The 21,236-nt window shown below is 59.2% G+C and carries 22 protein-coding genes and 1 pseudogene; 11 read left to right on the top strand and 12 right to left on the bottom strand.

Features of this window, described 5'->3' with window-relative positions; all coding sequences use genetic code 11:
- Nucleotides 1–12: 12 nt before the first annotated feature.
- Nucleotides 13–360, bottom strand: coding sequence for an H-NS family nucleoid-associated regulatory protein (locus QCE79_RS24350; protein ID WP_244828881.1), 348 nt, complete (start codon nt 358–360; stop codon nt 13–15).
- 154 nt (nt 361–514) lie between these two features.
- Entirely contained in the window at nt 515–1,174 is a 660-nt protein-coding gene (locus tag QCE79_RS24345; RefSeq protein ID WP_309848327.1) for an NAD(P)H-binding protein, read from the bottom strand.
- 32 nt (nt 1,175–1,206) lie between these two features.
- On the opposite strand from QCE79_RS24345, the gene QCE79_RS24340 reads away from it, so the two are divergent.
- From QCE79_RS24340 to QCE79_RS24320, 5 genes are all read left to right on the top strand, one after another.
- Complete coding sequence (locus QCE79_RS24340; protein WP_309848326.1) at nt 1,207–2,223, top strand: LysR family transcriptional regulator; 1,017 nt, start codon at nt 1,207–1,209, stop codon at nt 2,221–2,223.
- A gap of 124 nt (nt 2,224–2,347) precedes the next feature.
- Nucleotides 2,348–3,163: an IclR family transcriptional regulator gene (locus QCE79_RS24335; protein WP_309848325.1), complete on the top strand. Its 816-nt coding sequence runs from the start codon at nt 2,348–2,350 to the stop codon at nt 3,161–3,163.
- 99 nt (nt 3,164–3,262) lie between these two features.
- Nucleotides 3,263–4,627: an MFS transporter gene (locus QCE79_RS24330; RefSeq protein ID WP_309848324.1), complete on the top strand. Its 1,365-nt coding sequence runs from the start codon at nt 3,263–3,265 to the stop codon at nt 4,625–4,627.
- Between the two features lie 53 nt (nt 4,628–4,680).
- Entirely contained in the window at nt 4,681–5,346 is a 666-nt protein-coding gene (locus QCE79_RS24325; protein ID WP_250492971.1) for a DUF4286 family protein, read from the top strand.
- A gap of 61 nt (nt 5,347–5,407) precedes the next feature.
- Nucleotides 5,408–5,836 carry a PaaI family thioesterase gene (locus tag QCE79_RS24320; protein WP_309848323.1) on the top strand — a complete coding sequence of 143 codons (429 nt, stop codon included), beginning with the start codon at nt 5,408–5,410 and terminating at the stop codon, nt 5,834–5,836.
- A gap of 72 nt (nt 5,837–5,908) precedes the next feature.
- Here QCE79_RS24320 and QCE79_RS24315 read toward each other — a convergent pair whose 3' ends face one another.
- Nucleotides 5,909–6,193 carry a hypothetical protein gene (locus QCE79_RS24315; protein ID WP_244828888.1) on the bottom strand — a complete coding sequence of 95 codons (285 nt, stop codon included), beginning with the start codon at nt 6,191–6,193 and terminating at the stop codon, nt 5,909–5,911.
- Between the two features lie 295 nt (nt 6,194–6,488).
- Between QCE79_RS24315 and QCE79_RS24310 the strand changes: the two genes are divergently transcribed.
- Nucleotides 6,489–6,710: a hypothetical protein gene (locus tag QCE79_RS24310; protein ID WP_250467598.1), complete on the top strand. Its 222-nt coding sequence runs from the start codon at nt 6,489–6,491 to the stop codon at nt 6,708–6,710.
- Between the two features lie 15 nt (nt 6,711–6,725).
- Here the strand turns inward: QCE79_RS24310 and catC are convergent, their stop codons facing one another.
- The 3 genes from catC to QCE79_RS24295 all read right to left on the bottom strand — a co-directional run bounded on the left by catC (nt 6,726) and on the right by QCE79_RS24295 (nt 9,231).
- Complete coding sequence (gene catC / locus QCE79_RS24305; protein WP_250467599.1) at nt 6,726–7,004, bottom strand: muconolactone Delta-isomerase; 279 nt, start codon at nt 7,002–7,004, stop codon at nt 6,726–6,728.
- A 71-nt stretch (nt 7,005–7,075) separates the two neighbouring features.
- On the bottom strand, nt 7,076–8,203 hold the full coding sequence (locus tag QCE79_RS24300) for a muconate/chloromuconate family cycloisomerase (protein WP_309848322.1): 1,128 nt from the start codon (nt 8,201–8,203) through the stop codon (nt 7,076–7,078).
- A 104-nt stretch (nt 8,204–8,307) separates the two neighbouring features.
- Complete coding sequence (locus QCE79_RS24295; RefSeq protein ID WP_244828892.1) at nt 8,308–9,231, bottom strand: LysR family transcriptional regulator; 924 nt, start codon at nt 9,229–9,231, stop codon at nt 8,308–8,310.
- Between the two features lie 175 nt (nt 9,232–9,406).
- On the opposite strand from QCE79_RS24295, the gene catA reads away from it, so the two are divergent.
- The 5 genes from catA (at nt 9,407) to benD (ending at nt 14,120) form a co-directional block, all read left to right on the top strand.
- A complete protein-coding gene (gene catA, locus QCE79_RS24290) occupies nt 9,407–10,342 on the top strand; it encodes a catechol 1,2-dioxygenase (RefSeq protein WP_309848321.1) in 936 nt (311 codons plus the stop codon).
- 100 nt (nt 10,343–10,442) lie between these two features.
- A complete protein-coding gene (locus tag QCE79_RS24285) occupies nt 10,443–11,801 on the top strand; it encodes a Rieske 2Fe-2S domain-containing protein (protein ID WP_309848320.1) in 1,359 nt (452 codons plus the stop codon).
- The gene (benB, locus tag QCE79_RS24280; protein WP_244828895.1) at nt 11,798–12,286 is read left to right on the top strand and encodes a benzoate 1,2-dioxygenase small subunit; all 489 of its coding nucleotides are present in this window, start codon (nt 11,798–11,800) and stop codon (nt 12,284–12,286) included. Before QCE79_RS24285 ends, benB begins: the two co-directional genes overlap by 4 nt.
- Before the next feature lie 38 nt (nt 12,287–12,324).
- Nucleotides 12,325–13,347, top strand: a complete 1,023-nt coding sequence (gene benC, locus QCE79_RS24275) for a benzoate 1,2-dioxygenase electron transfer component BenC (protein WP_309848319.1) — start codon at nt 12,325–12,327, stop codon at nt 13,345–13,347.
- Complete coding sequence (benD, locus tag QCE79_RS24270; protein WP_309848318.1) at nt 13,344–14,120, top strand: benzoate diol dehydrogenase BenD; 777 nt, start codon at nt 13,344–13,346, stop codon at nt 14,118–14,120. The genes benC and benD overlap by 4 nt, the downstream gene beginning before the upstream one ends.
- Nucleotides 14,121–14,331: 211 nt before the next feature.
- Here benD and QCE79_RS24265 read toward each other — a convergent pair.
- The 6 genes and pseudogenes from QCE79_RS24265 to QCE79_RS24240 form a co-directional block, all read right to left on the bottom strand.
- Nucleotides 14,332–15,174 (bottom strand): annotated as a pseudogene (locus tag QCE79_RS24265) (endo alpha-1,4 polygalactosaminidase); the annotation flags it as partial.
- Between the two features lie 13 nt (nt 15,175–15,187).
- Nucleotides 15,188–16,561, bottom strand: coding sequence for an exopolysaccharide Pel transporter PelG (pelG, locus tag QCE79_RS24260; protein WP_309848317.1), 1,374 nt, complete (start codon nt 16,559–16,561; stop codon nt 15,188–15,190).
- Nucleotides 16,561–18,198, bottom strand: a complete 1,638-nt coding sequence (pelF, locus tag QCE79_RS24255; RefSeq protein ID WP_309848316.1) for a GT4 family glycosyltransferase PelF — start codon at nt 18,196–18,198, stop codon at nt 16,561–16,563. The genes pelG and pelF overlap by 1 nt, the downstream gene beginning before the upstream one ends.
- Nucleotides 18,195–19,205, bottom strand: a complete 1,011-nt coding sequence (locus QCE79_RS24250) for a hypothetical protein (RefSeq protein ID WP_309848315.1) — start codon at nt 19,203–19,205, stop codon at nt 18,195–18,197. The genes pelF and QCE79_RS24250 overlap by 4 nt, the downstream gene beginning before the upstream one ends.
- On the bottom strand, nt 19,198–20,586 hold the full coding sequence (locus QCE79_RS24245) for a PelD GGDEF domain-containing protein (RefSeq protein WP_309848314.1): 1,389 nt from the start codon (nt 20,584–20,586) through the stop codon (nt 19,198–19,200). The genes QCE79_RS24250 and QCE79_RS24245 overlap by 8 nt, the downstream gene beginning before the upstream one ends.
- A gap of 87 nt (nt 20,587–20,673) precedes the next feature.
- A complete protein-coding gene (locus tag QCE79_RS24240) occupies nt 20,674–21,225 on the bottom strand; it encodes a penicillin-binding protein activator LpoB (RefSeq protein WP_309848313.1) in 552 nt (183 codons plus the stop codon).
- Nucleotides 21,226–21,236 lie beyond the last annotated feature (11 nt).

Here is a 21,236-nt window from a genome sequence, read left to right as displayed (position 1 = left end):
CTTTCTTTCGACTTAATGCTTTTCGGGGAATAGCGCGGCTTGAACCATCGCGCGGACATTTTCGCCCTTGTCGACGAGAAACTCGTCGCGATCTTTCCCGGCAATCCATTGCGGCGCGCGGCCGCGGCCGCTCCAGGTCGCGCCGCTTACCGGGTCGCGATATTTCGCCGGGGCGTCGGCGCGCTGGGCGCCCGACTTCGGGCCAAACAATTCGTTAAGCGAAATACCGTACTGACGCATCTTCTGAACAATTTCCTTCAGTACGAGCTGCGTCTCTTGTTCTTTAGCTTCGTTCAACTGCCGCTCCAGCGCTTGCTGCTGCGCGACGAGGCGGGTAATTTCAGGGTTTTGATAAGCCATGTGCGTAGTATTTGTTCGATGAGCCGTATCGCCATCGATGCGTGGAGTAGAAGCATTATAAGACTTCTCGCACAAGCCATGGACTCGAAACGAGTCTGCTCGTCCGTTTAGCCTCTTACGTCCACGCATGGAATCTCGCAGCGGCTTCGAATGCTCAAAGTTCGCGCGCAACCGTGAATCTGGCTCTAACGTGTTTTGGATTCTCCAGTTCATCGACCACTGCGACCGCTAAATCGGCGACGGAGATGCCGGCCGGCTTGTCGCCATCCATTAAAAGGTTCTCCGAGCCAAGTCGATAAGAACCCGTGCGCTCACCTTCTTCGAGAAAAGCGGGCGGGCTTACGAAAGTCCAATCCAGGACCGTGTTGCCGCGAATTGCATTGAGCGCGTCGCGGGCGGCGGTTGCGCCCGGAATGATGTTCGCCGGCACATGCGAACTGAACTCGTCGGTATCGATGAGTTGCACGCCAGGCGCGACGAACAGGCTCGCGGCGCCGCCAATGACCACATAGCGCCGAACGCCGCTTGCCTCGACGCCGCGAACGATTGCCGAATTGCCGCGAGTGAAGTTCTCGAACAGTTCGGGGTCGTTCCATCCAGGGTTGAACGCGGACACTACGGCATCGTGACCGCGCACGGCGTTCGCCACCGACTCCCACGAATACGCGTCGCCGACAACGACTTTGAGACGCTCGGACGACGCCGCGCTTGCGGCGTTGCGAAGCAATACCGTGACCTCGTGGCCTCGTTGAAGAAGTTCTTTCTTGAGATGCGTTCCAACAAAACCGGTCGAACCAATGAGAGCGACTTTCACGTGACATCCTCTAAAAAAATAGCGATACGAGGATGCTAGCTTCTCAAGCAGCGATTTATAATCCGCCGAAAACGACAATCAAATTTAAGTCACACTTCAAAATGAATGATCTTCGGCCGTTCGTGATCTTTGCGGAGACCGTCTCCCACGGTTCCATGAGCGCTGCCGCTGCGCGTCTAGGGATGAGTGCATCGGCGGTGAGTCAGGCAATCAAGGCGCTTGAACGGGAATCCGGTGTGACCTTGCTTCATCGGTCGACGCGCAAACTGACGCTGACCGAGGACGGCGAGCGCTGTTACGCCCATTGCCTGAGGTTGATCGAGGCGTGGAAAGCAGCGTCCGAATCGCTCGCTCAGGCACGGGACGCGCCAACCGGCGAATTGCGCGTCGCCGCGCCGATTGGCTTCGGGTCGTATATCGCGCCCGCGCTGGCTCCGGTCCTTTCCACGTGGCCAAAGTTGCGACTGCGCCTTTTGGTCAGCGACGAGATGGTCGATCTCATCGATGCGCGCGTCGATATCGCCATTCGCGTTGGCAAGCTCGCGGATTCCGGTTGGGTCGGCCGTCCACTCTGCGAACTCGAAACGATTCTCTGCGCCTCGCCGGCGTACTTGCAGCGTCACGGCACGCCGCAAAGTCCGCAAGAACTGACGACGCATCATTGGATATCGCTGGAACGCGAACTGGACGAATCCAGCCAGAACGCCAGCACGCCCGACGATGACGCACCTTCGCTCGTCCTCGGTTTGCAAGGAGACAAGCGCGTGAAAGAGACGGTGCGCGCGCCAGTGCGCATTGCAAGCACTACACAACCCACGGTTCAACAGATCTGCGAACAAGGTTTAGGCATTGCGCGCTTGGCATATATCGACGCGCAAAGCTCGATCAAGCGTCTGACGCTCGTTCATGTGCTTCCAGACTGGCGGCTTCCTATGCTACCGGTGACGTTGGTATCGCCGAAGAAGAGCACCGAGCCTGCGAAGGTTCGCGCAGCGGTCGAAGCGTTGAAGGCTTACTTCACCCGTCTTCCGTCGACTCGGGATAGTTGAACACCCCGCGCCCCAAAAACGTCTGAAACATAAAAGTGAAAAGAGTTTGCAATTTGCAAAGACTTTTCACTAAAATGGCACACATACCCGATCCGACGAACAACAACCGTCCGATGCCCCGACCATGAGCGCCGTCGCTGAACGCATTCTTCGTGTGCTGGAAGAGCTTGCCAACTCGCCGGAGGGCAAGACGCTCTCCGAGTTGTCGACGAGTCTCGACCTGCCCATTACGGCGACGCACCGCTTGCTCGCCGACCTCATGGAGCAGGACTACGTTCGCAAAGACGAACGGCGCGGCGAATTCACGCTGACCATGAAGATGCCGTCGCTTGGACTGCGCTTCTTGAGCGCGGGCGGCGTCGTCGATATTGCGCAGCCCATTCTGGAGCGTCTCGCATCGACATCGGGAGAATTGGTGCGGCTTGCAATCGTCGATGGCGAACAACTGATCTATGTCGCGAAGGCGCAAGGCGCACGGCAAGGCATTCGCTACGACCCGGAGATGGGACGCCCCGTTACGTTGTCCTGCAGCGCGGCGGGAATGATTTGGCTCGCGGGCAAGAGCGACGAAGAAGTCATGCGGCTTGTATCGAAACAGGGATTCGGCGTGCCGTCGGATTTCGGCCCGCACGCGCCCACGACGTTCAAGGCACTGATTCCGCATATCGATGCCGCCCGCGCCAACGGTTACGCAACCACGCACGACATGTTCTTGCCTGCGATGAGCTCGATGGCGACAACCGTGCATGCCGAGAACGGCGAGGTTCGCGCAATTCTCATCATCGCGGGACCCATGTCGCGATTGACCGACGCAAAGATGAAAGAGCTCGTGCCGTCATTGATGTCGACGTCGAAAGAGCTGTCTGAAGCAAGCGGAGTGTCGCCCATGCTTCGTCAGGCGATGAAAGGCCCTAACTTCGCGGTCAGCATCGCTAGTTGATGCGCGGCGAAACAAAGCATTGAAAACGCGTCCTCATTAAATCGTATAACTAAATATATAACCCTAAGATCGGTTCTGACACATCAGGAGGAGACACAAATGGGAATGGAAAACGCGGACGGCTCGCAACGCTCCATGGCGAATCGCGCGGTAAGCGCCGCCACGCTCGGAACGGCGCTCGAATGGTTCGACTTCACGCTTTACGGTTCGGTCGCGGCCACAGTGCTTCCCAAACTCTTCTTCCCGAGCATGGAGCCAAACTCCGCGCTGCTGGCGTCGCTCGCGACCTTCAGCGTGGGTCTCGCGGCACGGCCGCTTGGCGCCATCATTTGCGGCCATTTCGGCGACAAAATCGGACGGCGCAACCTCATGCTCGGCACAGTCTCGGTGATGGGCATTACCTCCGTGTTGATGGGCCTGCTTCCGACCTATCTGCAGATCGGCATGCTCGCGCCCATTCTGCTCGTCGTCTTGCGCATCATCCAGGGATTCGCGCTCGGTGGCGAATCCACCGGCGGACAACTGATGGCGCTCGAACACGCGCCCGCGGACCGGCGCGGAAAATATTCCGGCTTGATCGGCATGTGTGCGCCGCTGAGTCAGATCCTCGCGAATGCCGTTCTGTTGATTCTATCCGCGACAATGAGCGCCGATGCCTTCACGAGTTACGGCTGGCGCATTCCCTTCGTCATGAGTTTCCTGCTCGTGATCGTCGGCATCTACATTCGTCTGCGCGTGTCGGAAACGCCCGCATTCGTGCAGATGAAGCAGTCTGCGGTAGCCAACGTAAGCAGCCCGCTCAAGGACGCGTTTCGTCTTCACTACAAGACCATCATTCGCATGATGCTCTTCTTCTGCGGCCCCACGGCACTGTTCTATCTTGCGGTCGTGTTCACGCTCGGTTATCTGACGAACTCGCTCGGCGTGCCGAAGCAGACGGGGTTCACGCTGCTGATGATCGGCAACGCATGCGCAATCGCCGGTTCCATTCTCGGCGGATTGTTGAGCGACCGCATCGGCCGAAAGCGCGCGTTGCTCATCGCATCCGCAGCGACGTTCATCATCATGATGTTCTACTTCCCGCTGCTCGCCACGAAGAACTTTGCGACGATGGCCATCGCCATGGGCCTCTTCATGGGCTTCGTTCAGGTTCAGACGGGCATTCAGCCGGTCGCGTTTGCGGAAGCCTTCCCGACGAACGTCCGATACTCGGCATCGGCACTCGCGTTCACCGGCGCAAGCCTCTTCGCAGGCGGCCCGATTCCGGTTGTCGCCACGTGGCTTTTGAATCTCAGTCACGGCTCGCCGTGGACATTGGTCGCACTCGTGGCGTCGTTGAATGCGCTGTCCTTTTGCATGATCGCGATCGGACCGGAGACGAAAGGCATCGACATAAATCGGCTCGATTCCACCGACGACGTCATCGGCAAACAGAATCCGAGCGCGCATCAGGCTACTTACTGAGACGCGTGAATCACGCTTCCATCCACCATTCAATCGATACCGCGAGAAAGCACATGACCGATCGACACACAGGTTTGCTCGCCATTTGGAGCACGATCGAAGCACACAACGAAACCGATTACTTGCACTGGCTCACGCGTGAACATGTCTTCGAGCGGGTAGGCGTGCCGGGATTTCGTTCGGGCCGCGTATTCAAGCGTCGCGCAAGCAAGCCTTCGGAATACCTCATGCTCTACGAGCTCGACACTGCGAACGTGATGTCGAGTACCGGCTATCTTTCGCGTCTCAACGACCCGAGCGAATGGACGCAACGAATCATGCCGAACCTGATGCGCTTCCGGCGTGGCGGGGGTTCAGTGGTGCTGAAGGGGGGTCATGTCGGCGGATATGGAAGTCATATCGCCATCGCACGCTTTGAAGACATCATGCCGGACGAGTTGACCGGTTCGACAGGGCAAGAACTGATCGACGCTTTGGCGCGGCTCGATTGGGTCGTCACCGTTCAAGCGATGACGGTACAAACCGACGGAACGTCCATTGCCACACGAGAGAAGTCGATGCGGCGTAGTCAGGAAGGCGCTTTTTGCGGGCTGCTCGTGATACAGGCGCTCGATCATGCATCGCTCGATAACGCCATTACTCACGCAACTCGCGTGCTTCCGACGACCGAAGGAAAATTCGAGTTGTTCGACGCCATCTTCAGTTGCCATAAGCCTTGAGGCGCACGAGCCTAAGTGCCGTTAGACTAAAGGCATCCCCGGCCTATCCATAACGCGTGACATGAACGATATCGAATCGAGGATTTCATCGAGCTTCTCTGCTCAAGGCTTGATGAAAACGCTTGGCGCCACATTGATGTCGGTATCCGAAGGCGAAGTCCGAATCAGTCTGCCCTTTTCAGCGGCTTTATCGCAGCAGCAAGGCTTCGCTCATGCCGGTGTGATTACGAGCATCGTGGACAATGCTTGTGGCTATGCCGCTTTAACCAAGGCACCGGAAGGGCACGACGTGGTGACGGCGGAATTCAAGGTGAATTTTCTGCGGCCCGCAATAGGAACGTCGTTTCTAGCCGTGGGCAAGGTCGTCAACGCGGGCAGGCTTCTGACTGTTTGTACCGGCGAGGTGTTCGCTATTGGCGATGCTCAATCGGCGCCGAAGTTGATAGCGGTGATGCAGGCAACCATCGCTATGGTTTCCTCGAAGGCATGAAGCACCGTTGAAAGCCGGCGGCCCTGGTGAGATCAGGAACCACTGGCAATGTGTCATCGTTCAATTAAAGCTTTAAACGTAGGCTTCGCGCTGCCACGGTCCCCACTCACCGCCCATCGCCTTGGTGCGCGTGTATGTTGCGCTTTGGCCTGTCGGCGTGTCCGAGGCATCGTCGGCCTGCACTGCATCCGTGGTGTGAAGCGCAAAGGCCTGGCGGTCGTGCGTATCGACAGTCACGCGTCCAATCGGACCCTTGACGGGTTCCGCATCGCCCTCTTGCGATGATTCGAGCAACGCGAGGTAAGGTGTCAGGCGTCCCCAAAAGTCGGTGAGCTCTTCCTGTACGTAACGCGTCATAAAGTGTCTCCCAAAGCCCTCTAGCTTACCGCACATCGCGCAAACGTCCTTCTTTGGCGGAAGATGAGTCGAGACATTGCGTCGGAGCGTGCGACTTCAAACGCCCGTCGCCATTCCCGTAAGTAGCCTTTCGACGGCCGCGCCGATGTGTGGTGTAGCGAATAGAAACCGCAGCCCTGTGACGTTACTTTGGTACACGAGAAGCATGGCCCAGGCGTCCGAGGATGCACGCGGAGCCGTGACGTCCCGACAACGTAATGCCATTGAAGCAACAGTTAGAAAAGCAGCCAGAGCCATGCCTACGACCAACAAATACCTCTCTGAGAACTCGCAAGTGCGAATTGGCCTCGTCACGCAAGGCCACATTTCGACTATCGAGTGCATGCTGGAAGGCGGAGCGGCGTGGCCCGACATCGGCCGCGCAATCAACTGGGACCCGGCGGCCGCGGCCCAGGATTATGCAATCTACGCGTTCACGCAGCTTAGGCGCTTGCGTCAGGGGGCTAAAGATCACTAATCGCGTGAGTCGCGGCTAGCGAATAGAAGAAGGATGATGCGCCAGCGCAGTCACCTGCATCGTCATAAACGGAAACAAAGGCAACGCGGACAAGATTGTATGAAGCTCGTCATGCGAGTCCACGTCGAATACGCTGAAATTCGCGTACTCACCAACCACGCGATGCAACTGCTGCCACTTCCCTTCACGCTGCAATTGCTGCGAATACGCCTTCTCGCGAGCCTTGATGTCTTCAGCTTGCGCTTGCGGCATGTCGTGCGGCAGATGCACGTCCATTCTTACGAGATACAGCATATTTCCTCCTAAGCGGCGACGCTGATTCCGCATGCGGACACAAGCGTCATGTCTCATCCGGCAATGAACCTTCAGGCCTTCTTGTCGCGACGATAAAACGCCAGCTTTTCCTCGTCGATTTGCAGCCCCAGCCCCGGACCTGCCGGCATATGCAGATCGAAGTCGCGATACTGCGGACGAGCGGTCACTATGTCGTCCTTGAGCAATAACGGCCCAAAGAGCTCCGTACCCCAAGCGAGTTGCGGAAGCGCGCTAAAGCCATGTGCGGAAGCAACGGAACCGATACTCCCTTCTAGCATCGTCCCGCCGTAAAGCAGCACGCCCGCTGCATCGGCAATCGCAGCCGTGCGCATCATGCCGAAGATGCCGCCGGACTTCGCGATCTTCAGCGCGAATACATCGGCGCATGCGTCGCGCACGAGTTCGAGGGCATCTTCGGGACCGGTCACGCTTTCATCGGCCATGATGGGCACGTTGAATCGCGCGGCGAGCCGGGCAAGCGCGCCGCGATGCTCACGCGGCGTCGGTTGCTCGACGAGATCGACGCCCGCCGCTTCCAGCGCTGCAATGCCGAGCGTGGCATCGACTTCGCTCCATGCCTGATTGACGTCTACCGTTACCTTGGCCCGGTCACCCAAAGCCGACTTTATCTTCGAGACATGGGCGACGTCATCGCGCACGCCGCGGCGGCCGATCTTCAGCTTGAACACATTGTGGCGGCGTTCGGCGAGCAGCATCTCGGCTTCTTCGATATCGCGATTCGTGTCGCCGCTGGCAAGCGTCCACAGCACCGGCAGCGTCTTGCGAACCGCGCCACCGAGCAACGTGGACACCGGCACGCTAAGGCGTTTGCCTTGCGCATCCAGCAGCGCCGTCTCGATCCCGGACTTGGCGAAGCGATTGCCACGCGCGACCTTGTTCAGCTTGAGCATGACCGCGTTGATATTGTTCGCGTCCTGTCCGACGAGCGCCGGAGCCAGGTAAATATCGATGGTCAGCTTGATACCCTCGGGACTTTCCTCGCCGTAAGACAAGCCACCGATAGTCGTGGCTTCGCCGATGCCCTCGATGCCATCGCTCGAACGCAGGCGGATGATGACCATCGTTTGTTGCTGCATCGTCGCCATGGAAAGCTGATGCGCGCGAATGGTCGGTAAATCGACCAGAATCGCCTCGACGGATTCGATGTGAGGGTTCATACCTGGATTGGCGAAGTGGATGGGTTGAACGAAGTATCGAACGGCGAATAACACCTTGTCCAAGACCTTCGACGTCTAATGCCATACTCGCTAGGTATCGAAACTTAGCGCCCCCGGTCGGTGCGGGGCGCGTAAGGCACGTGTTCCTCATCGTAGAGCCGATAAATCAATTCGAGCATCTCGCGTATGTCGCGCGATTCGTCTAGCGCTCGCATGCTCATGATGATGGGCGATACCAGCGTGGGGTCGTCCAGGTCCTTGTAACTCACATCATCACGCTTAAGGCCATACACACTGCTCGGCACGATCGAGATGCCTTCACCCGCCGCCACGAGACCAAGCGCTATCTGCAGCTCGCGCACTTCGTAAATTCGCCGGGGTTCGAGCGCTCGGTCCTTGAAAGCGGCAAGCACCTGGTCCGCGTAACTCGGGCGAGGCGCCTTCGGATAGACGATCAACGTCTCGTTGAGCAAGTCACGCAGCGCGAGCACCGGCTTGAGAACCGAGAGCGCATGCCCCTGCGGAAGCGCCACGATCATCTTTTCTTCCCGCAGAATGACCCGGCGAATATTCGCGTCTTCATTGCGGATTCGACCGAACCCCACGTCGATATGACCGTCCTTGAGCGCGCGAAGCTGGTCCATCGTCGACATCTCATGCAGGCTCAACTCGACGGTAGGATTTTCGTCGCGAAAGCGGCGGATGATCTTGGGCAGCATGCCGTATAGCGTCGAGCCTACGAAACCAACGGACAAGCTGCGTTCGATATTGCCAACGCGCCTTGTCATCGATTCGAGTTCGGACGTCTGCGCAATCAGCTGCGCGGCATGCGAATAAAAGAACTTGCCCGTCTCTGTCAGCTTGAGCGGCCGCGAGTTGCGCTCGAGCAGTTGAACGCCCAGCGTCTCTTCGAGCTGCTGAATCTGACGGCTCAGTGGCGGCTGCGCGATGTTGAGCCGCTGCGCGGCGCGCGTGAAGTTCCGCTCTTCCGCCACGGCCACGAAATAGCGCAGGTGTCGCAATTCCATTTCTATACCTCCTTGGTATAGCCCGATACCAAATCAGTGTTGGACGGCGGTCTGGCGGCTCATTATTCTGCAATCACACTCTGTTTTCGCCGCCGACCATACCTTCCAAACATTATACGGACTGGGGAAAAACGAGGGTTAACCCCCACCGAACAAGAGATTCAGGAGCAGACAAATGAGCGTCAAAGTGTTCGATTCGAAGGAAGCGCAGGACCTCTTGAAGGCCGCTGCGAATCTCGGAAGCAAGGACGGTAACGCACGCGCCAAGCAGATCACTCATCGCTTGCTGGGTGACCTCTTCAAGGCCATCGACGACCTCGACATGACACCCGACGAGATCTGGGCCGGCGTGACCTACTTCAACAAGCTCGGACAAGATGGCGAGGCTGCACTCTTGGCCGCTGGTCTCGGTATCGAGAAGTATCTCGACATCCGCATGGATGCGGAAGACCGTGAAGCAGATATCCACGGCGGCACGCCGCGCACCATTGAAGGTCCGTTGTACGTTGCCGGCGCTCCGGTGCGGGATGGTGTCTCCAGAATCGACATCAACGCGGACGAAGACGCGGGTCCGCTCATCATCCGCGGCACGGTGACGAGCCCGGATGGCAAGCCCGTACCGAATGCGGTCGTGGAATGCTGGCACGCAAACTCGAAGGGCTTCTATTCGCACTTCGACCCGACGGGCGCGCAAGACGCCTTCAATCTTCGTGGCGCGGTAAAGACGGGTGCCGATGGCAAATACGAATTCCGCACGCTCATGCCCGTGGGTTACGGCTGCCCGCCGCACGGCGCGACTCAGCAACTGCTCGACCTCATCGCGCGCCACGGCAATCGTCCGGCGCACGTGCATTTCTTCGTGACTAGCGACAAGACTCGCAAGCTCACGACGCAAATCAACATCGAAGGCGACCCGCTCATCTGGGATGATTTTGCCTATGCGACTCGCGAAGAACTCGTGCCGCGCGTGAGCGGGAAGACGGGCGGTGCTGCGCTGGGACTCAAGTCCGACGCGTACAAGGAAATCGAGTTCAACATCGAGTTGACTCCGCTGGTTCAAGGTAAGGACAACCAGCTGGTCAATCGCCCTCGCGTATCTGTCGCGGCTTAACCGCCCACGCGGCCGCCGCTGTTACGCGGCCAAACCTCTTTCGCAAATTCTTTGAACCGATGCAAGCGCTTCGCACGGAGCCTGCATAGGGAGACGAGTCATGCCCGCAACCATCGATAAAGCGCGACAACTGGACGACTTGCTGAACAACGCCGTTCAGGATGACAAGGAAAGCGGTGTGTTCCGCTGCCGCCGCGATATTTTCACGAACGCCGATTTGTATGAACTCGAAATGAAGCACATCTTCGAGAGTAATTGGGTGTATCTCGCGCACGAGAGCCAGATTCCAGACAACAACGACTACTACACCACGTGGATTGGCCGTCAGCCGATCGTCATCACGCGTGACAAGGTTGGCGAATTGCACGCCGTCATCAATGCCTGCGCACACAAGGGTGCGATGCTCTGCCGTCGCAAGCATGGCAACAAGGGCAGCTTCACGTGCCCGTTCCACGGCTGGACGTTTTCCAACGCAGGCAAGCTATTGAAGGTCAAGGACGAGAAGACGACCGAGTACCCGGTGCAGTTCAATAAGCAAGGCTCGCACGACTTGAAGAAGGTTGCGCGCTTTCAGAACTACCGTGGCTTCCTTTTCGGCAGCCTGAGCGAAGACGTCATGCCGCTCGAAGACTATCTCGGCGAGACCAAGGTCATCATCGATCAGATCGTCTCGCAGGCGCCTGAAGGTCTCGAAGTGTTGCGCGGCAATTCCTCGTACATCTACGACGGCAACTGGAAGATGCAGATGGAAAACGGCTGCGACGGCTATCACGTCAGCACCGTGCACTGGAACTACGCTGCAACCATGGGCCGTCGCAAGGTCGAAGGCACGAAGGCCGTCGATGCCAACGGCTGGAGCAAGTCCGTCGCTGGCGTATATGGCTTCGAGCATGGACATATCCTGCTTTGGACCAACACGATGAATCCGGAAGTGCGTCCGGTGTATCAACATCGCGATGAGATTGCAGCACGCGTGGGCGACGAAAAGGCGAAGTACATCGTCAATCAGACGCGCAATCTTTGTGTGTATCCGAACGTGTTCTTGATGGACCAGTTCAGCACGCAGATTCGCGTGATCCGCCCGATCAGCGTCGACAAGACCGAAGTGAACATCTTCTGCTTCGCACCCAAAGGCGAGAGCGCGGAAAGCCGTGCCATCCGCATTCGTCAATACGAAGACTTTTTCAACGTCTCGGGCATGGGCACGAGCGACGACCTCGAAGAATTTCGCGCGTGTCAGGCGGGCTATGCGAGCACGACATCGATGTGGAACGACATGTCGCGCGGCGCGCCGCTATGGGTGCACGGACCCGATGCGAACGCAAAAGGCATGGGACTGAAGCCGCTTATCTCGGGCGAGCGCAGCGAAGACGAAGGGCTCTTCGTGGTGCAACACGAGTACTGGATGCACGTCATGCGCGAAGCTCTACGCAAGGAACAGACGGAGGCGACGGTATGAGCATCGACTATCAAAAGGTCTGTGCCGCGCTCTATCAAGAGGCGCGCTTTCTAGATGACCGTCAGTGGGACGAGTGGCTCGCTTGCTACACCGAAGACGTCGAGTACTGGATGCCCGCCTGGGACGACGATGACAAGCTCACCGACGACCCGCACAGTCAAATCTCCTTGATGTACTACGCCGACCGTGGCGGCCTGGAAGATCGAGTGTTCCGCATCAAGACCGAGCGCAGCGGTGCGTCGATGCCGGAACCGCGCACCAGCCACAACGTGACGAACGTCGAGCTGCTGGCCGAACGCGCGAATGAAGTGGACGTGCGCTACAACTTCACTACGCAGAGCCATCGCTACAAGATGACCGACTATTTCTTCGGCACCATTTTCGTTACCTTCCGCAAGGTGGATGACCGTCTCTTGATTGCCAGCAAGAAGATTGCGTTGAAGAACGACTATATCCGCCAGGTACTCGACGTCTATCACGTCTGAAGTGCTTGATGGGAACGAGACACGAAGCAGGAGACAACATGTCTAGCTACAGCATCGCATTGAACTTCGAAGACGGCGTGACTCGCTTTGTCGAATGCAAGGCGGGCGAGAAGGTCCTCGATGCCGCATTTCGAGCCCGGATCAACTTGCCGATGGATTGCTCCGACGGCGTATGCGGCACCTGCAAATGCCGCGCGGAAAGCGGCGCGTACGACCTCGGCGACGACTATATCGAAGACGCGCTAAGCGACGACGAAAAGGAAACCGGCCTTGTCCTCACGTGCCAGATGGTGCCGCAAAGCGACTGCGTGATTGCAGTGCCGGCATCGTCAGTAGTGTGCAAGACCGAGCAAAGCAAATTTGCCGCGACCGTCGCGAAGGTCGAACCGCATAACGACGCAGCCGTCGTGCTCGAATTCGATGTCGAAGCTGCCGCGCCTGTGTTCCTCGCCGGTCAATACGTCAATATCGATGTGCCGGGCAGCGGGCAGCATCGCTCCTATTCGTTCTCTTCCGCGCCTGGTGCAAGCAAGGTCAGCTTCCTGATCAAAAAGATTCCAGGCGGCGTGATGAGTACCTGGCTCGAATCCGCGCAGCCGGGCGACAAGACCCAATTGACCGGGCCGCTGGGTAGCTTCTATCTGCGCCCCGTCGAGCGGCCGTTGCTCTTTCTTGCGGGTGGCACTGGTTTAGCGCCCTTCTTGTCGATGCTGGAAGTCTTATACCGGACGAACGCGCAGCAAAGGGTTCATCTCATCTACGGTGTGACGCGAGACCTCGACCTCGTGCAAACCGATGCAATAGCTGCGTATGCCATGAAGCTCCCGCACTTCACTTACAGCACCGTCGTGGCCGATGCCGAATCGGATCATCCACGCAAAGGCTGGGTCACGCAGCACATGTCGGCAGAGTCATTGAATGACGGTGACGTCGATGTCTATCTCTGCGGTCCTCCTCCAATGGTCGATGCCGTGCGCAAGTACTTCGACGATACCGGCGTGAAGCCGAATAGCTTCCACTACGAGAAGTTCACCCCTAACGCCGCGCCGGAGACCGCATGAACACCAACCGATTCGCCGGCAAAGTCATGGTGGTCACAGGCGCGGCGCAAGGGATCGGGCGGGGCGTTGCGCTTCGTGCGATCGCGGAAGGAGCGAAGGTTCTATTCGTCGATCGAGCGGACTTCGTGGCGGACGTCGCCGCTGAAGCACAAAGCGATGATGCGGCTGCGTTTGTCGCCGATCTCGAAACCTACGACGGTGCGGCATCGACAATGGCTTTTGCAAAGAACAGGTTCGGTCGGATCGACATTCTCATCAACGGCGTGGGCGGCGCCATTCGCATGCGCCCTTTCGCGGAGTTCGAGCCCGCGCATATCGATGCGGAGATTCGGCGTTCGCTTATGCCAACGCTTTACGCGTGTCATGCCGTGCTTCCGTACATGCTCGCGCAGGGTTGCGGCACCATCGTCAACATTTCATCGAATGCGACTCGCGGGATTCGGCGCGTACCGTACTCCGCGGCGAAGGGCGGCGTAAACGCGATGACTCAATCGCTTGCGATGGAGTATGGCGCGTACAACATCCGCGTCGTTGCGGCTGCGCCCGGCGGGACAGAGGCGCCTCCGCGACGAGTGCCTCGTAACGCCTCAGGCGATAGCGAGCAAGAGAAAACATGGATGGGCGAGGCGGTCAAGCAGGTCACCGAGTCGACCTTCTTCAAGCGTTACGGCACGCTCGACGAGCAGATAGCGCCGATTCTCTTTCTTGCCTCGGATGAGGCTGCGTATATCACGGGTGCGGTGCTGGCCGTGGCGGGTGGGGATAATGGGTGAGACCAAGGAACACGCTGCTGCTCAGTGTTCGCAATGCCCCCTCACTCCACCGTGACCGACTTTGCCAGAGTCCGCGGCTTATCCACATCCGTGCAGCCCTTCGATCAATATGGGAACGATATCGCGTTGGGTACGGCGCCGACGATGCCAAACATGGCTTTGCTCTCTCAGATGATGTTGTTCTTCGTTGCGTTCAATTCGCTGGTGGCGCTCCTGTACCTACCGTGGCGAGCGCGCCGTCGGTGACATAGGGCACGATGCCGTCGGCCGCGATGCGTGCGGCCGTCGCGGCCTTGCAATCGGCATCGGCGGGTGCGCAATAGTCGATCGAAAGGACCGGCAGATGGTATCGATCGCGTATGGTCGTGGCCTGCATCAGCAACCAGTCGCGGTCGGCCTGCGGTACTTCCGTATAGCGTTGCTTGCCTGCATCCCAGCCGCGATACAGCGATTCGAACGCGACCATCCAGGCTGATTCATGCACTTGAGGCAGTACTTCAAAGCCGCGATTGAAGATCAGCTTCGCTTCCGGATAACGCGCCTTGATGGCGCGAATGACGCGCACGAGTCCCGCTTCCTGTGCCGCACGCGCGGCATCGGTCGTGGCGATCAGCTGATACGAATCGAGCGTATCGAGAAAGAAGCCGCGATAACCCTTCTTCCACAACGGTGCGATAACCTTGTTCACGACGAACGCCGGCCATTGCGCCGCCGTTTGATCCACCACATGCGACGCCCACGCCTGATTCACGCCAGGCATCCACGCAGACGGAATTGCCTTGAAGTAAGCGCGATGCGGATTCACTTCGCCGATGCTCACGTAAGCAAACCACGCCGTGTGCGCATCCGCATGAGCTTGCGGATCGAAATGTGCATCGGGCTCGACTACGACGACATCGAAACCGGTGAGTTCCTCGACAGGCGGATTTGCGCCGTAATACAGCGCGACCGATGGCGTTTGCGCGTGCGCGGCAGTCACCATCGCCCCGAAGGCGGCGATTCTCGCGAAATGCAGCAATGCGCGCAGGCCAGATCGTCGGACGATTTTGTTCATGTCGTTAAGCCACTCAGCCGCGCAGCATGTAAGTCTCGTATTCGAGAGACAGGAACTTGCGGTCGAGCACCTTCACGGCGGCCACCACGACGACGAGCAACGCCAGTGCGAACCCATAGCCGTAGAAATCCGGTCCGAGCCGCAACGTAATGCCCGTAAAAAGGCCATTCAACAGAACGAACGCGCCGGTGAGCTTCATGACGGTGCGTCGTCCATCGAGATAGAAGAAGACGTTGAGCAGGCCGAGCAGCAGCACTTGCAGACTCGCGGACACGACATCGACGACCAAAAGCGGCATATACAAGGGCGAGATGCCGAGCAAGCCCAGCACGCGCTCACCGAACGCAACGATCAGCAGCAGCACCACCGTCTGCACCTTGATGATTTCATAGAGCCCGGCACGCACGCTGCCCACCATCATGTCGCGCATCTCGCTGATATGGCGCAGCGTCGCGCCGCTGCGCACGGCGTCGTAGAACGCGTCGTAGTATTCGACGAAGTCCGCTTCGATACGCACGAGGAACGTCGCCATGCCCGGCATCACGCATACGTAAGCGATAAAAATGGGGATGTCGTAGATCACCGATGCATTCAGCGGCCCAATGACTCGCGTACCCGTGCCCGGCGCATACCAGAACATGAACTTGTCGAGCCACACGCCGATATTGAACAGCAAGCCGACGAGCGCAAGACTAGGATAGGCATAACGTCCTTCGAACACTTCGAACGACACGAAGCGCTCGCTGCGATAGTTACGGTAAATCAAGCCCGACAAACCCGCCAGCAAGACAATATGGCCGGCCACGAAGCCGCCCAGCAAACCGATGAGTCCATAGCCGTTCAGTGCGAGCGCAAGACAAACGACGCACGCATAACCCACGGCGAACACGTAAAGAATCTGCCGATACTGCTTCACGCTCGACAGAAAAATCACCGCGATCCAGATATTGCTGACCACGACGAAGCCGGTAATCATCAACAGGCGATAGACGATCGGCTCTTCACGAAAGCCTAGTAACATCGCAACGACCGCAACCACGCTCGAAAGAGCCGAAGACACGAGCACGACGCCGTTGTAATTGGACAGCACGAGGTCATCGCGCTTCTCGAACAAGCGGTCGGAAATGAAGCGCGTGAACGAGAGTTGCAACGGTCCTGTCAATATCAGACTAAGCGCGATCAAATATGTCACCGACACCTGAAACTGCACGATCGCAAACTTCGGTATGACTGAAGCCAGGCTGATGAGCCCGATGATCAAAATGCCGAAGATCGACAGAATGAGCGGACCTGAACTGATCAACCCTGCATAGGCATACGCGCGCGCCACGCCCGCGAGCGTGTCGCGGCGCATGATCTTGCGCAATTCGAAACCAATGCCGGCCATCAGCGTGACTCCTGCGATGCAAGCGGCTCTTTCGCGGCGCCTGCCGGTTTGTGATGATGCATCGGGCATTGCGCGGCGCTGGCCGACATGCCGCTGCGCGCGCGATCCGGCAGTGCCGACAGCCGGTCATACAGCGCGCGATAACGGTCGATCATCTGCTTCTTCGTGTAATAGCGGCGCACGCGTGCGAGGCCGGCTTGTTGTGCGGCTTGCCAGCGCGTTTCATCCGCGAGCAAGGACAGCACGGCCTGCGCGAACGCGGCCGGGTCCGCAAGCTGCACGACGCCGCCCGCCGATCCGAGCGCGCGATCTTCCTCATCCACGCCTTCGATCAATTGGCGGCACGACCCGACATCCGTCGTGATGGCCGGCACGCCCGCTGCGAAACCTTCGAGCACCACGAGCGGCAGCGCTTCGCTGATCGAGGTCAGTGCGATGACATCGACTTGCGGCAGCATGTCGTCAATACGCTGAAAGCCGAGAAACTTGAGATTGCGGCTCAAGCCGAGACTCTCCACCAATGCGCGGCATTCGAGCGCATAGGCGGGATCTTCTTCTTCCGGTCCGATGATCCAGCCTTCCAGGTCCGGCATGCTGCGCGACGCGATGAAGATCGCGCGAATGAAAGTCTTGATGTCCTTGATCGGCACCACGCGTCCGATCAGCGCAACCACGCGATTCGAACGCGGCTTGCGTTGCGCGACGAGCGGCCCGAGCGCATCGACGTCGATGCCGTTGGGGATACACTGCGTGCGCTCGGCACGCGCACCGTCCGTCACCTGACGCTGGCGATTCGCTTCGTAGAGCGCGCCGATAGCGTCGGCGGCGTCGTAGGCAAGCTTACCGATCGCTTCGAAGAAACGCACCCACAGTTCGCGGAAGTAACTCACCCGCGAGATGTCGCGTTCGAACACACCGCGGTTGTCGCGAATCCACTGGCTTTGCAGCAAGTCGATCTTGCGTTCCTTCGTATAGATGCCATGCTCGGAGATCAGCAACGGCCGTCCGGTACGGTAGTGCATCAACGCGCCGAGAAAGCCGCTATATCCCGTCGATACCGTGTGATAAACCTTGGCCGGCAACAACTGCTCCGCCACGCGCGCAAGCTGCCACAGCGGCTTGTGCATGATACGCACGGTCCAGAAGTAATCGGTGAAGGACGGGTCCGTGCAGAACTGCTCGTATTGATCGACGATGGTATGCCACGCCGCGCGGCTCGTGAGGAACTGCTCTTCGTTGAGCGCGCCGCTCGTGCCGATCATCGGGATCATGTCGGCGAGCAACGCGCCAGCATCGCGGCCGTTACGCGGGTCGCGCAAGGTGTCGTGCAACTGCTGCGAGCGCACGAATGCGGCGCTGTCGCCAGCGGCCGCGCGCGGCGTGAAATCCGCCGTGGTCGGCTCGTACAGGTAATGCGTTTCGATATGCACGACGTTGTCGGGCAATGCATAAGCGACGCCCGCATAATCCGACTTCTGGCTGCCTATGAAGACGATCGCGAAGCGTGTGTCGGGGTAAGAGCGGATCATCTCGTTGACCCAGCTCGATACGCCGCCGCGCACGAACGGGAACGTGCCTTCGAGGAGAAGGCAGACATCGGCATCGGCGGCGCGGCGGATCGGGAGTTCTTTCATCATGACCAGTACTTCACAACCGGTTTGAGCGTGGGCAACGAAGCGGCATTGCCGAGCGTCGCCAGAAGGTTCGCCACGCGTGAATATTCGCCGCGCAGAAAGTCCGCTTCGCCAAGCCAGGGAACGAGACGTTCGCGCGGAAAGCCGAGCTCGAGCGCGCGGCCAATGTGTTCATGCGCTTCATCGGGCAAGCCGCTTGCGAGCGCCAAACGTCCGCGAATGAGCCACAGTGCGGCATCCGATGAATCGGTTTCGAGCGCGGCCTGCGCGTAGCGGTCGGCTTGCTGCAGCGTGTGCTTATAGACCGCGCCTTGCACGAGATTCTGGTACACGAGCTCGAAGTAGAGTTCGGCAAGCAGTCGATTCAGCGCGTGACGCTCGGCCGGCTTCCCGGTTGCTTCGAGCGTTCTGCTCGTTCTGAAGATTTTCTGCATGATCTCGTTCTCGGCATGGTCCAACGTGCCGTATGCAATTAGGCGAATATCTTCCAGGGGATCGGCGAGCAAGTCGCGCAGCAAGGTGCCGGTGGTGCGGGTCGGCATGCTCTGAATGGCAACCAACGCGGACAGTCGATCCGTCGATGCCACCTGCGTGTTCGCAAGACGTGCCTGCAAGCGCGCGCCGCCGCCATGCTGAACGCGCGACACCAGATACGTGACGAACTTGGGACGCGCGACATCGTCGAGTTCGCCGCTTTCCTTGAGCGCGGGGAAGAGCGCTGCCCAGATACAGCTCACGAGCACCACGACGCCACCCAAGAGCGGTACGAACGTGCACGCAAGCCACAACGAGAGCAACGACCACGCAAGCGGCTCGCGATAGTTCCGCGGCAACCATGCGCGAAACGCAATGGCTTCGGCCAGACCCGCTGCGGCCTGCCAAGCCAGGAAGCGCATGAGCGGATCGAACGCGCCCGGCGCCTGCATCAGGCTCGCAATCGCAATGTATTGCACGATTCCCGCGACGATAGCCGCAAGCGCGCCGACGAGGAGTGAGGACCCTTTAGACATCGAGGCCACTTCGCTTGAGAAGACGCTTGAGCGCCGCACCCGGTTCCTCGCCTTCGAGATGCAGCGTATGCACGCCGACGCGCGCGCCTTCGAGGTCGGTATTGAACTGCGCTTTCAGACTTGCTTCGATACGCGCGAGATAGCCGTCGATGCCGGTCGTATCCGTTGCGGGCATGAGATTGAGCAGCACGGATTGCCGCGGCGTCTGCAGGGGCCACATGACGTCGAGCGAACGGCGGCGGCGTATGACGTGTTCGAAGAGTTCATCGCCTTCTTCATCGCGCGGAAACACGAGCGCGACCAGCGAGGAAGCCACGCCCGCCTTCTTCTGCAGACGCGTCAGACGGCCGAGATCGAGCGCGAATTCATGCGGGCATTCGGGTACCTGATCGACGATGCGCTGCACGAAGGACGCGTGCGCCACGCCATCGGCGTAGTAACCCAACAGCACCAGCAGGAGTTGCAGATTGTCGAAGTTGAGCGACAGGAACGGCATGCGCTTGATGACGAGCAACGCACGCAATTCGCCATCGGCGGATACCAGCGGCGCGCAGACGAGATACTCGCTGACCGGCACGGTCGAATCGACGTTCTTCAGATGCGCGACGTTTTGCGTGGCGAGCGCATGCATGACGAGTTCATCGTCGAGCTTGAGCGTGAAGGCATCGCCGAGTTGGGCGATCGGCTCCATGCCCAGTTTGCCGCGATGCACCGGAAAAAGCGCGGCCACTTCAATTTGACATGCTTGCGCGATGAACTCGAGCAGGCCATCCGCGCCGCGCATCGATGAATCGTTCTTCGCCGTGTCGCCGGCGACGGAAAGCCGCCGCAACTCGGTGATCGAATCGCGCAACGTCGTCGGACGCGACAGCAGATCCTTCTCAAGCCGCTCATGCGAAAGACGCAGCAAGTAGTGACTGTTGGTCAACGCAACGAGGCGGTCGTTCAGATAATCGTTCAGCGACGATGCACGTTCCGCGCGGCTGCCCCACGTATCGCCGAAATGACCGGCAAGGATCGTCTGACAAAGACCGCCCGCGAAATACAACGCGGGAAACGTGCCGCCCGGCGGATAGAACAACTCCCACACACCGAACATGATGGAGCTGGACAGCAAGCCAAGCAGCGTACCGTAGCGCAACGCGACGAGCAGCGGCACCATCCATAGCCACGGAAAGCCGCCGCGCACGAGTAAGGGATCGTCATGCTGAAGCCAGCGCGCGACAGACAGCATGATGAGCATCAGCGCGACGCTTTCGACGATAGCGAAGGGCCGCGCCACCGCGGGCGCGAGAAAGCGGCGCACGCGGCCCAGATTGCCGAACGGATGCGCGTGGCGCTTGGCGGCGCCCGGGTTGGTTTCGACGGCTGCGGTATTCACGGCCATTTCCTTTTCTTGTCTCGTGCTTATTTCGTATCAACCTGCATCCTGTATCTCGGTGGCAGGCGGGCAAGCTTGATCGGCGACTTACTGGCGCGCTTGCAACGGCGACAGCACATTGCCGATCAAAGTGGTCGCCACACTCGACAATGCCGAGCGGCTCCAGCCCGTACGCGTTCCCGTTGCGCTCCAGACGACCGAGCCGTTCGCGACATCGATCAGTTCGAAGGTCACGCCCACTACCGGTTCGCCATCTACGCCGGTCTTGTAGCGCCATTCCTCGACCGCGCCCGTCAGCACATAGCGCGCGTTTTGCGAGCGTGCCCATTCGAGCGACTTGTCGCCATCGCCGCGTTGCGCATTATCGACGAGCGCGTTGCGGTTGGTATCGGCGGGAGCGATACGTACATCACCGACACCGCCTGCGCGCAGCGTATTCGCCGCGATGGATTCTGCGCTCTTGCCCGCATCCGGCGTTTCCGTGTAGTTGGCGATGGACACGACAGCCACCTTGTCGCCATGCGTGAGCGTCGGGCCGGCCGTCTGACGCACCGTTCCGCATGCGCTCATTGCAAGCGCGAGCGCGGTTGCCGCCACACACCATGCGCCTGAACGCGCGAGTCGTTTGATACCGTGCATGTTGCTTCCCC

This window comes from Caballeronia sp. LZ003 (assembly GCF_031451465.1).
GTDB lineage: Bacteria > Pseudomonadota > Gammaproteobacteria > Burkholderiales > Burkholderiaceae > Caballeronia.
This window is presented reverse-complemented; position numbering and strand designations above follow the sequence as displayed.